Source organism: Brasilonema sp. UFV-L1, assembly GCF_012912105.1.
Lineage (GTDB): Bacteria > Cyanobacteriota > Cyanobacteriia > Cyanobacteriales > Nostocaceae > Brasilonema.
The window spans coordinates 55,966-67,964 of the sequence record NZ_QMEA01000020.1 but is presented as its reverse complement, the minus strand read 5'-3'; the positions used below and the strand labels follow the sequence as shown (position 1 = coordinate 67,964).

Genomic DNA, 11,999 nt, shown 5'->3' with positions numbered 1-11,999 from the left:
TCTCCCGTTGGCATGTCTTTCCCCCCTCTGCCCCTCATCCCCTTTGGAGACTCCCCCGTCCAACACCAAAATCCTTCGCCCTCGGCGACTGACGTTTTCCCTGCGTAGGTAATAAACATGCTAGGAACACAAAACAACGTGAGCAAGCCAGACGCAATAACTCAAAGTATCCTGAATGTACAAGGCATGGCATCTAACAGCTTGTACAACACCGGTGTATATCTGAGCCGTCAGCAATATTTTGAAAACGTTTCTACACATGAATTCCACGGCTTGAAGCTGTGGGTACGTCAAAACTTACAATACAATCTACAATCCCCATGACACTCCTAGATCCTGGTAGCGTCCTGGCTACATTAACTGAACTGACTCAAGTTAATCGCACTCACTCCTTACTGTATCGTGTAAAAAACCTTTCTGTTAACGAATTTGTTTGTTTACTCGACTTCATCACAGCCGAGTTTCAGCAGTTTCTCAGAGCCATCGAATTAATTAATAATGAAGCTCTAGAAACCATGCTGGAAAAGGTATTGGAGGCAATTACACTCAAAATTGGTCAAATTTTACAAGCTGAACACACCACAATTTTTTTAGTTGATTATGACAAAGGTCAGTTGTGGTCAAAAATTCCTCAAGATAATACCCAAAAAGCTATAGAAATTCGTACTCCAATCACCATTGGTATCCCCGGTCATGTTGCGAGTACAGGTCAATGTTTGAATATATCTGATACCTCTACTCATCCCCTTTTTAGCCCGGAATTAGAAAAACAAATGGGCTATAAGTTTCGCAATATATTATGTATGCCTGTTTTGAGCAGTAAAAATCAGGTTGTAGCGGTCGTGCAACTGGCAAATAAAGCTGGGAGTTTTCCGTTTAATTATGAAGATGAAGTACACTTTCGGGATTTTGCTTCTTCTATAGGCATAATCTTGGAAAGTTGTCAATCTTTCTATGTTGCTGCTCGCAATCAACGAGGTGCAACTGCTCTTTTACGAGCAACTCAAACTTTGGGACAAAGTTTAGATCTCGAAGCAACTTTGCAAATAGTCATGGAACAAGCCCGAATTTTGATGCAAGCAGACCGCAGCACTCTATTTTTACATCGTAAAGAAATGGGGGAACTTTGGACAAAGGTAGCATCTGCAGATGGTAAAACGACGATGGAAATCCGTATGCCCGCGAACAAGGGAATTGTAGGTTACGTAGCATCTACTGGTGAAGCACTGAATATTCCCGATGCTTACAAAGATCCACGTTTTGACCCCACGACAGACCAAAAGACAGGGTATATGACCCGCAATATCCTGTGTTTGCCAGTTTTTAATTCAGCAAATGAATTGATTGGCGTAACGCAGTTGATTAATAAGCATAAAGGTAGTTTTTTTACCGCATCGGATGAAGAATTTATGCGGGCTTTTAATATTCAAGCAGGGATTGCTCTAGAAAATGCCCGCTTATTTGAAAATGTTTTATTAGAAAAACAGTATCAAAAAGATATTCTACAAAGTCTTTCCGATGCCGTTATTTCTACGGATATGGAAGGGAAGATTGTTACAATTAATGATGCCGCGTTACAGCTTTTAGGTTGTCCGTTGGGAGATGCAAACGCAAAAAATAACAAGTATCTTTGGGAACAAAACTTGATTGGTCGCTTCGTGTGGGAAGTTGTGCCAATTGATAATCTGCAACTGCGGCTACAAGATAGTTTAAAAACTGGGGCAAAACATTATGTCCCAGAGCAAAGTTTAATGATAGGACAATATGTAGAGACGTTATATGTCAAGTCTTTGCAGGACGCACCTGTTTACATTTTGGCAATACGCGATCGCACGAACCCAGACGTTTTCATTCCTTGGAATCAACCTCTGACACCTCGTTTGGCGTTGCTTGATGCAAACAATGTTCTGAAAATCGAACGCAGCATTAACCTTACCGTCAACCCCTTAACAAACCCAGAAGGTGGGGTAAGAGGTGGTTTGGTCGTACTGGAAGACATCAGTCAGGAAAAACGCATGAAAACGACTATGTACCGGTACCTGACTCCCCGAGTTGCAGAACAAGTCATGGCATTAGGGGAAGATGCTTTAATGGTGGGCGAACGTAAAGAGGTTACTATCTTGTTTTCTGATATTAGAGGTTATACCACCTTAACAGAAAATCTCGGTGCTGCTGAAGTGGTTTCCTTGCTGAATCAGTATTTTGAAACAATGGTCGAAGCAGTTTTTAACCATGAAGGCACTTTAGATAAGTTTATTGGTGATGCTTTGATGGCAGTGTTTGGTGCCCCATTACCGTTAACCGATAATCATGCTTGGAGGGCAATTCAGTCGGCGTTGGAAATGCGAAAACGACTCGCAGAATTTAATCGACCACGAATGGTCCAGAAACAACCACAAATTCATATTGGCATTGGAATTAGTTCCGGAGAAGTCGTTTCTGGCAATATTGGTTCCCGAAGACGAATGGACTACACCGTAATCGGAGATGGAGTCAATTTGAGTTCGCGCTTAGAAGGAGTCACGAAAGAATACGGCTGTGATATCATTTTAAGTGAATTTACGTACCAATTGTGCCGTGACCTGATTTGGGTGCGCGAGTTGGATAAAATAAGAGTGAAAGGGAAACTCCAAGCAGTCAATATCTACGAGTTGATAGGCGATCGCCACACTCCTTTAGATGATAACACTCAAGAATTTTTATCCCATTACCAAAATGGGCGTACTGCTTACTTATCACGCAATTTCCAGTACGCGATCGCCTGCTTTAAAGCCGCCAAAAAAATTCGACCCAAAGACCAAGCCGTTGATATCCACTTAGAACGTTCTCGTAATTATCTTAACCATCCTCCCAGTCTTTCTTGGGATGGTGTATACAGTATGCTGACAAAGTAATCCAAAGTCATCAACAAACTTGGATATGAATTGTCAATTATGAATTCCTAACCGGAATACTCTCATTCATCATTCGTGACTTATTGACTGTTCCCCTGATCATTCTTAAAAGGATCTTCACCAATTCCTAGTTGTTTTTTCGAGCGCTTTATGTTCTTCCAAAGCTCCTTAATTTGATCGTAGGCTTGCTCTGGTGGTATTTTCCCTGCTGTTTCTAAGTTACAAATGTAACTTATTTTCTGCGCAAATTCCTGCAAGTTAGCATTGAAAACCAGGTTTTCTGGTTTGACCTGACCATAGTAGCGACCACGAGGATAGAGAAAATCGTCTTTATTTACCATTGTTCTCTCCATTGACTTAATCCCCCCTGTTTTCGGCTCCAAAAGATAGCTCGTAACCTCTGTTGAGTTTCCTTTGGTTGCTCACTAAATTCTTGTGCCTTTAACCGAATCATTGCGTTTAACTTAAACGAAAATTACCGGATAGAATGTCATCTTTTTTTCTTTTCGAGATTTCATTCTAACATTTAGACAGCTAAAATTTATGAGCCATTATTGTATATTTTTATACACATCACTCGCATCTTTTTTGTCATCTAAAGACAACCATCTTAATCTTAGAGGATGTTTGAAAAGTCCGAGAAAGTATAATTTTGTCATTCTGGAGCGCGCAGCGGGCAAGGGAGGGCAGTGGAGCAAAGCGGAACGTTAGCGCAGCGTGGACAAGAGGACATAGAATCTAGGATTTTGGGCATATACTGAGATGTTTCACTCCGCTTTGCTGCGTTCAACATGACATAGAACAACCCTTTTAAAACATCCTCTTAAAATCAGCATAGATCCGGGTGCGTATCTCATTTGTCTGTTACTAATGACTAATAGCTAATGACTAGAGATAAAATGATTAAGCCGCAAACCATAAAAGCGGTCCATTACTGATAACTTTACCTTTCGCCATGTCTATTCAAACAAGAGTATACGAGGGCAAAGCTAAAATCCTCTATACGACGGAGGAGCCTAATATCTTATTAGCTGATTTTAAAGACGATGCAACTGCCTTTAATGCTCAAAAGCGAGGATTGATACAGAATAAAGGAACTTTTAATTGTAGCATTTCCAGTAAATTATTTCAACAACTGGAAGCACATGGCATAAAGACTCATTATATAGACAGCCCTAGTCCTCATCAGATGCGGGTAAAGGCATTGAAGATTTTGCCCCTAGAAGTCGTTGTTAGAAACATTGCGGCTGGGAGTCTTTGCCAACAAACAGGATTAGCACTGGGTACTGTGCTAAAACAGCCATTGGTCGAGTTTTATTACAAAAATGATCAACTTGGAGATCCATTGTTAACACGCGATCGCCTTTTCCTGTTGGAACTAGCGACTGTGGAACAAGTGGATAGTATTACCCATCTAGCATTACAAATCAACAAGTTTCTCTGTGACTTTTTCGGGCGGTGCGACATTACCTTAGTAGACTTCAAACTGGAGTTTGGCTTGGACGCACAACAACAATTGCTATTAGCAGATGAAATTAGCCCTGATACTTGTCGCTTGTGGGACAACTCCAAAGGAGATGATCCGAATCTGCGGGTACTTGACAAAGATCGTTTCCGTCGAGATTTGGGAAATGTAGAAAATGCGTACCAGGAGGTTTTACAACGAGTACTCAAAGCTGTAGAAAGCACTTGATGCTACGGAGGTATTGGAGACTCTTGACTGGGAACTAGGTTATCCCCAATCCTTCATCGGTGATCCCCAATTCCTCAGACTTCTGGTAAAAAGGAAAAGCAAATGAGTTTTATTCAGTTTTGTCTTTTGTCATTTGCCTGATAAAGGTAAATTGCAAAAGTAGGAATGTAATTTTTGCATAACCTTTGCTCGAAAGCATGATTGCCTTGTGATGGTGTGTGGATGTGAAGAGGAATCTAAAGAAAATGCGCTTATCTCCCGTTTTAGTCACAGTTGTGGCGATTTCGTCCCCTTTTGGTAGTTTACTGAGTGCAAATGCACAAACCCCCAATAGTTCAAACTCAAACCAGACAGCAGAGGTTTTGAAACCCACAGCTCATCAGGAGCATCAAGTTGTCGGGATTTTTCCAGCTTCAGCATCTGTGGCAAAACCGGAAGTCATAGTGCCAAGTTTCACAGAAAAGTCAGTGACAACACAACCCCTCAACAGTGTTCAGCAGACAGCAGAGGCTTTAAAACCTTTAACTAGTCAACAGTACAAAGCTGCAACCGGATTTCCAACTTTAGCAGCACAAAAGTCAGTGACAATACAACCTCTCAAGAGTTTTCAGCAGACAGCAGAGGCTTTAAAACCTTTAACCAGTCAACAAGCAGCACCAACCGCCACAAAAAAGGTTACACTGCCAAGAAAATCGTCAACAACTGCACAAAATCCGGAAGCAACACCCACACCCGACACTCAACAGCAACAAATATCCCCCGAAGTCCCAAATACGACGCCCGCACCGGGAAATACCAATCAGCTTCCAAGCATTCAACAACAAACACCCGTTCCAAATAATCAACAGCAGCAGATACCAACCCAAACTCCTAATACTCCCACCACGCCAGATAACACCAATCAACCAGAAGCTCAACCGGGACAAAATTCTCCCGAAACACCTTCTTTCCCAAGCATTCAACAACAAACACCTGCTCCTGGTAATCAACAGCAGCAGATACCGCCCCAAACTCCTGGTACTCCAACTACACCAGATGGAACCAATGAACCTGGGACTCAACCAACATCTCCACAAATTCCAGGAAGTCCCCAACCAGAACAATCCCCAGAAGCTGCTGAACCCCGCGTGCTAGTTTCTGAAGTTTTCATTAGATCAGAAACTGGTCAACAAATCACGCCAGAACTGGAAGAGCAAATTTATCGAGCAATTCGCACCCAACCAGGACGAACAACAACCCGTTCTCAACTGCAAGAGGATATCAACTCTATCTTCGCCACCGGTTTCTTCTCAAACGTTCAAGCACTACCGGAAGATACTCCTTTGGGAGTACGGGTGAGCTTTGTTGTACGACCCAATCCTGTCTTGACGAAAGTGCAGGTACAAGCAAATCCTGGCACAAATGTACCATCCGTACTACCTGCTAATACTGCGGATGAAATATTCAAAGAGCAGTATGGTAAAATACTGAACCTGCGTGATTTACAAGAAGGTATCAAGCAATTAACTAAACGCTATCAAGACCAAGGTTACGTACTCGCAAACGTGATTGGAGCGCCGCAAGTTTCAGAAAATGGCGTTGTCAACTTGCAAGTCGCAGAAGGGGTAGTCGCAAATATACGAGTACAATTCCGCAATAAAGAAGGTCAGGTGACAAATGATAAGGGAGAACCAATCCGGGGACGGACACAACCTTATATCGTCACAAGAGAACTGGAGTTAAAGCCAGGAAAAATATTTAACAGAAACACAGTGCAAAAAGACTTACAAAGGGTCTTTGGATTAGGACTGTTTGAAGATGTCAATGTTTCTCTTGACCCAGGTACAGACGCCAGTGGGGGCAAAGATCCTAGTAGAGTGGATGTGATCGTTAATGTTGTTGAGCGCAACAGTGGTTCTATTGGAGCTGGTGCTGGTATTAGTTCTGCAAGTGGACTGTTTGGTTCTCTCAGCTATCAGCAGCAAAACCTCAACGGTAGAAATCAAAAATTAGGGGCAGAAATACAACTGGGAACGCGAGATGAATTTTTATTTGACCTGCGCTTTACAGATCCCTGGATAGCAGGTGATCCCTTCCGGACTTCGTATACGGCAAATCTCTTCCGTCGTCGGTCGATTTCCTTAATTTTTGAGGGTGATGATAAAAATATTGAGACTTATAACCCCAATAAACCTGACGACGATGGCGATCGCCCCCGCATCACGCGTTTAGGAGGTGGCGTTAACTTCACCCGTCCCTTGTCCAGAAATCCCTTCGAGAGATCACAATGGACAGCTTCAGCTGGTTTGCAATATCAACGAGTTTCCATCAAAGATGCTGATGGCGATATTAGAAAGATTGGACTACTCGAAGACACAAAGGATCAATTCGTTGAGTTGAGCCAATCTGGAGAAGGTGAAGACGATTTGCTGTTATTGCAACTTGGTGTTGCACGTGACCTGAGAAATAATCCTTTACAACCTACCAAGGGTTCATTCTTCCGCGTTGGTCTTGACCAATCAGTACCGATAGGATTAGGCAATATTTTACTAACCAGGTTGCGGGGTAGCTACAGTCAATACCTCCCTGTCAGCTTTCTGAACTTCAGCAAAGGACCGCAAACCCTTGCTTTTAATCTTCAAGCGGGAACAATTCTCGGTGACTTACCTCCCTACGAAGCTTTCTCTCTTGGTGGTAGCAACTCCGTTCGAGGATATGACGAAGGAGGTTTAGGGAGTGGACGCAGTTTCGTACAAGCATCACTTGAGTATCGGTTCCCAGTTTTCTCAGTCGTCAGTGGCGCACTCTTTTTCGATCTTGGTACCGATTTGGGAAGCGGAACCAAAGCAGCTGAGATACTGAACAAAAGCGGGAGTGGCTACGGCTATGGTATTGGAGTACGGGTACAGTCTCCTTTAGGACCGATTCGTATTGACTACGGTATCAGCGACGATGGAGATAGCCGGATCAATTTTGGTATTGGTGAAAGGTTCTAAGTACTCATTATTAACAGTTATCAGTAAACAGTACACAGTACACAGTACACACAAATCAGCGCTTATGAATAACAAGTACTGATACTGCGCTTCCTTGATAACTGATAACTGATTAGGACTTACGCAAAAACTCTTTTAAACTCTCTTAACTTCGTGCTCTATGCCCTGCGGGCACGCTACGCTAATGCGTCCTTTGCGGTTTATTTTTTCATTATTTTGCGTAAGTCCTGCTGATAACTGATAACTGATTCGGTCATTAGTCATAAGTTAAGACCAATGACTAAGGACAAAGGACAAAAAACAATATGCAACAACACACATTAGCAGCAGAAATCATCCAAACAGGGGTAGGACTGCATAGCGGAGTCACAACCCAAGTTCGGATACGCCCAGATGTAGCAGGAAGTGGACGCTACTTTGTACGTGTAGATTTGCCCGATACTCCAATAATTCCAGCCCAAGTCGCAGCGGTTCATCAAACTGTGCTTTCGACTCAGTTGGGTAAAGAAGAAGCATACGTCCGCACAGTAGAGCATTTACTCGCATCTCTTAGCGCAATGGGAGTTGATAACGCCCGAATTGAAATTGATGGCCCAGAAGTGCCACTTTTAGATGGTTCGGCAAAAGTATGGACAGAGGCGATCGCCCAAGTTGGCTTAACGTCACAAAACTTAACTGAGGATAAAGTTCCCCTAGTTATTGACCAGCCAATTTGGGTACGTCAGGGTGATGCTTTTGTCTGTGCCCTTCCAGCCCCAGAAACTCGTTTTACCTACGGAATTGATTTTGATTTACCAGCAATTGGTAATCAATGGCACAGCTTATTACTTAGTACTAACAAAGTAAACCCTTATTCTAGCTTTGTTACAGACATTGCTCCTGCCCGTACATTTGGTTTACTGCATCAAATCGAACACTTACAGCAAACTGGGTTAATTAAAGGTGGAAGCTTAGAGAATGCACTTGTTTGTGGACCAGAAGGTTGGCTAAATCCGCCATTAAGATTTGCAAATGAGCCAGTACGTCATAAAATCTTGGATCTAGTAGGAGATTTAAGCTTACTTGGAATTTTCCCTTGCGCTCATTTCTTGGCGTATAAAGCCAGCCACAATTTACACATTCAACTGGCACAAAAGATTTTAGATTTTGGATTTTAGATTTTAGATTGGTTCTTAAATCCTAAATCCCAAATCCCAAATCAAAAGGGGGAGGTTCAAACAAGCACCTACGGAAAGAGCAAAAATAGAAGGCAAATAACAGTCTCAATGTCAACCGTTACCGAACAAATCAATACTGTTGTTGATGCTCCCACACCCGCATCTACCAACAATCAGGCAGATGATACAAGCACAAACAAGTCGGACAATAAAATTATCTACTCTGTCGAAGAGATCCAAAAGCTGCTACCTCATCGGTACCCCTTTGCGCTCGTAGACCGGATTATTGAATATGTGCCAGGGAAACGAGCTGTTGGCATTAAAAACGTCACTATCAATGAACCTCATTTTCAAGGTCATTTTCCAGGACGTCCAATTATGCCAGGAGTACTGATTGTAGAAGCAATGGCACAAGTCGGCGGTATTGTTTTAACTCAACTTCCAGAGTTGGAAGGCGGACTCTTTGTCTTTGCTGGTATCGACAAAACTCGCTTCCGACGTCAAGTTGTGCCAGGGGATCAACTGGTTATGACCGTGGAACTGTTGTGGGTAAAACAACGTCGTTTCGGTAAAATGCAAGCGCATGCCGAAGTTGATGGTCACCTGGCTACTGAAGGCGAACTGATGTTTTCCCTCGTATCTTAAAAATTTGCTTTTGTGGTAGAAGCGTGGTAAAGGCATGACCGTGACGTGCCTTTATCAAATCTTGATTCAAACAGTACACAGTACACAGTACACACTGAACAGTGAACAATGAACAGTTATCAATGAACAATGAGCAATCAGCAATGAACAATTATCAAATCGATAACTGATAATTGATAATTGATAATTGATAATTGATACTGCGGGTACTTGATAACTGATAACTGGTAACTGATAAGGATACCAGTAAAATACACAGCCCACAATAGCATTATTATTTGAGTTCTATATTTTCGACACCCTCACACTTGAGTAGCTTACCTGACACTTTCGGCTACTAAATAACTAAATGCTCAGCACTCAAGTTTGTTCTGGAGATGCACCCTTGAAAACGTTAATTCATTCTACAGCTGTCGTTCATCCTGATGCAGAATTGCACCCTACAGTGCAAGTCGGTGCTTATGCTGTCATTGGAGGGCATGTCAAAGTAGGTCCAGAAACCACCATCGGCGCTCATGCTGTACTGGAAGGACCTTTAGAAATTGGGGCACGAAATCAAATTTTTCCGGGAGCGGTTATTGGAATGGAACCCCAAGACCGGAAATATAATGGCGAATTTAGCTGGGTTAAAATCGGAGATGATAATCGCATTCGCGAGTACGTCACGATTAACCGTGCAACTGGTGCGGGTAAAGAAACTCGTATAGGTAACGGTAACTTGCTCATGGCTTACGTCCATGTCGGTCATAATTCTGTGGTAGAAGACAGTGTGACTATTTCTAATTCTGTGGCGATCGCCGGTCACGTTCACATAGAATCACGAGCAGTCATTAGTGGAGTCCTAGGAATTCATCAATTTGTCCATATTGGTAGCTTCGCAATGGTGGGAGGTATGAGTCGCATTGAGCGAGATGTCCCTCCATATATGCTTGTCGAAGGAAATCCATCGCGAATCCGTTCACTAAACCTTGTCGGACTCAAACGCGCTGGTTTTACTCCTGACGAATTTCAAATCCTTAAAAAAGCCTTCCGTATTCTTTATCGTTCTGAGTTGCTTTTCAAGGATTCCTTAGAACAGCTAGAACTCCTGGGTGATACCCAACAATTACAGCATCTACGTCGCTTTTTGCTGCTTTCTCAAATGCCAGGAAGACGTGGCTTAATTCCTGGTAAAGGAAAAGCAGCCGTGAGTGACGAATCATAATTCAGAGTGGGGGAGATGGGGGAGTTAAGGGAGTTAGGGGAGTACTTTCTTCCCCGACTCCCTCCACTTCCCCCACTTCCCCTACTCTCCAATTCCTATTCCTAAATTTATAAATGCGAATATTTATCAGTACTGGTGAAGTTTCTGGCGACCTGCAAGGGTCGCTACTTGTTACTGCACTCAAGCGCCAAGCTGCGGCTGCTGGCTTGGAATTAGAGATTGTGGCGCTGGGTGGCGAAAAAATGGCAAGTGTTGGAGCTATCGTTATAGGTAATACGAGTGAGATTGGCTCGGTTGGGATTTTGGAATCACTGCCTTATGTGTTACCAACACTCAGAATGCAGCGGCAGGCGATCGCCTATCTCAAACAAAATCCACCTGATTTGGTGATACTTATCGACTACATGGGACCAAATTTGGGAATTGGCAATTATGTTCGCCTAAACTTGTCACAAATTCCTATAGTGTACTATATTGCACCTCAAGAGTGGGTTTGGTCCGTTAATTCACGTAACACAAATTTGATTGTTAGTATAACAGACAAGCTGTTAGCTATTTTTCCAGAGGAAGCGCGTTACTTCCAAGAAAAAGGAGCAAAAGTAACTTGGGTAGGACATCCTTTGGTAGATAGAGTCCAAAACTTTCCTAGTCGAGAAGCGGCTCGTGCTAATTTAGGAATTGCGGAAGATGTAATCAGTGTCGCTCTTCTCCCCGCTTCTCGTCGCCAAGAACTCAAACACCTTCTACCTGTCATGTTTCAGGCTGCTCAGGTGATTCAAGCAAAATTACCCCATGTGCATTTTTGGATACCTCTATCTCTGGAAATCTATCGAAAACCTATAGAACAAGCGATACACAGGTATGGTTTACGAGCTTCTGTGGTATCTGGAAAAACTCAGGAAGTCCTCGCCGCTGCTGATTTAGCAATCACCAAATCTGGTACAGTTAACTTAGAACTGGCACTGTTGAAAGTGCCTCAAGTTGTTCTCTACCGACTTCATCCGATAACAGCTTGGATTGCGCGTACTGTGCTCAAAGGTTCTATACCTTTTGCATCGCCACCCAACTTAGTTGTGATGAAGCCAATTGTGCCAGAGTTTTTACAAGAAAAAGCGACACCAGAGAACGTTATTCAAGCAGCTTTGGAATTACTGCTTAATCCCAAGCGTAAACAGCAGATGTTGGAAGATTATCAAGAAATGCGACAGTGTTTGGGAGAAGTGGGAGTGTGCGATCGCGCTGCTAAAGAAATTTTGCAAATGCTACCACATTGTGAGCATTAGATTTTAGATTTGAAATTAAGCTAAAAGTCAATCATCCAGGGTAGAGGCGTTGCTACAGCAATCCTAGATAGGTCGTGAACAAAAAATTATGATAACTAACCGCGAAGTACGCTAAGTACGCAAAGGAAGAAAAGAGAGAAGATGTTCA

Annotated in this window: 9 protein-coding genes; 8 read left to right on the top strand and 1 reads right to left on the bottom strand. The window is 42.8% G+C overall.

Annotated features, from left to right (window positions below):
* The first annotated feature begins 117 nt into the window (after window positions 1-117).
* Entirely contained in the window at window positions 118-324 is a 207-nt protein-coding gene (locus DP117_RS08890) for a hypothetical protein (protein ID WP_169217953.1), read from the top strand.
* On the top strand, window positions 321-2,894 hold the full coding sequence (locus tag DP117_RS08885) for a GAF domain-containing protein (RefSeq protein WP_169217952.1): 2,574 nt from the start codon (window positions 321-323) through the stop codon (window positions 2,892-2,894). Before DP117_RS08890 ends, DP117_RS08885 begins: the two co-directional genes overlap by 4 nt.
* Before the next feature lie 80 nt (window positions 2,895-2,974).
* Here the strand turns inward: DP117_RS08885 and DP117_RS08880 are convergent, their stop codons facing one another.
* Window positions 2,975-3,235 carry a hypothetical protein gene (locus tag DP117_RS08880; protein WP_169217951.1) on the bottom strand — a complete coding sequence of 87 codons (261 nt, stop codon included), beginning with the start codon at window positions 3,233-3,235 and terminating at the stop codon, window positions 2,975-2,977.
* Window positions 3,236-3,849: 614 nt separating this feature from the next.
* Between DP117_RS08880 and purC the strand changes: the two genes are divergently transcribed.
* From purC to lpxB, 6 genes are all read left to right on the top strand, one after another.
* Window positions 3,850-4,587, top strand: a complete 738-nt coding sequence (purC, locus tag DP117_RS08875; RefSeq protein WP_169217950.1) for a phosphoribosylaminoimidazolesuccinocarboxamide synthase — start codon at window positions 3,850-3,852, stop codon at window positions 4,585-4,587.
* Window positions 4,588-4,832: 245 nt separating this feature from the next.
* Entirely contained in the window at window positions 4,833-7,562 is a 2,730-nt protein-coding gene (locus DP117_RS08870; protein WP_169217949.1) for a BamA/TamA family outer membrane protein, read from the top strand.
* Window positions 7,563-7,867: 305 nt separating this feature from the next.
* Window positions 7,868-8,719 (top strand): UDP-3-O-acyl-N-acetylglucosamine deacetylase, encoded by an 852-nt coding sequence (gene lpxC, locus DP117_RS08865; protein WP_169217948.1) that lies wholly within the window; start codon window positions 7,868-7,870, stop codon window positions 8,717-8,719.
* Between the two features lie 108 nt (window positions 8,720-8,827).
* Window positions 8,828-9,364 (top strand): 3-hydroxyacyl-ACP dehydratase FabZ, encoded by a 537-nt coding sequence (gene fabZ / locus DP117_RS08860; protein WP_169217947.1) that lies wholly within the window; start codon window positions 8,828-8,830, stop codon window positions 9,362-9,364.
* Window positions 9,365-9,749: 385 nt separating this feature from the next.
* Complete coding sequence (gene lpxA, locus DP117_RS08855; protein ID WP_169218005.1) at window positions 9,750-10,568, top strand: acyl-ACP--UDP-N-acetylglucosamine O-acyltransferase; 819 nt, start codon at window positions 9,750-9,752, stop codon at window positions 10,566-10,568.
* A 113-nt stretch (window positions 10,569-10,681) separates the two neighbouring features.
* Entirely contained in the window at window positions 10,682-11,851 is a 1,170-nt protein-coding gene (lpxB, locus tag DP117_RS08850; RefSeq protein WP_169217946.1) for a lipid-A-disaccharide synthase, read from the top strand.
* The last annotated feature ends 148 nt before the right edge of the window (window positions 11,852-11,999 follow it).

Excerpts from the sequence above, each read along its gene's own strand:
- DP117_RS08890 (WP_169217953.1), top strand. The coding sequence starts at position 118 with ATGCTAGGAACACAAAACAACGTGAGCAAGCCAGACGCAATAACTCAA.
- DP117_RS08885 (WP_169217952.1), top strand. The coding sequence starts at position 321 with ATGACACTCCTAGATCCTGGTAGCGTCCTGGCTACATTAACTGAACTG.
- DP117_RS08880 (WP_169217951.1), bottom strand. The coding sequence starts at position 3,235 with ATGGTAAATAAAGACGATTTTCTCTATCCTCGTGGTCGCTACTATGGT.
- purC (WP_169217950.1), top strand. The coding sequence starts at position 3,850 with ATGTCTATTCAAACAAGAGTATACGAGGGCAAAGCTAAAATCCTCTAT.
- DP117_RS08870 (WP_169217949.1), top strand. The coding sequence starts at position 4,833 with ATGCGCTTATCTCCCGTTTTAGTCACAGTTGTGGCGATTTCGTCCCCT.
- lpxC (WP_169217948.1), top strand. The coding sequence starts at position 7,868 with ATGCAACAACACACATTAGCAGCAGAAATCATCCAAACAGGGGTAGGA.
- fabZ (WP_169217947.1), top strand. The coding sequence starts at position 8,828 with ATGTCAACCGTTACCGAACAAATCAATACTGTTGTTGATGCTCCCACA.
- lpxB (WP_169217946.1), top strand. The coding sequence starts at position 10,682 with ATGCGAATATTTATCAGTACTGGTGAAGTTTCTGGCGACCTGCAAGGG.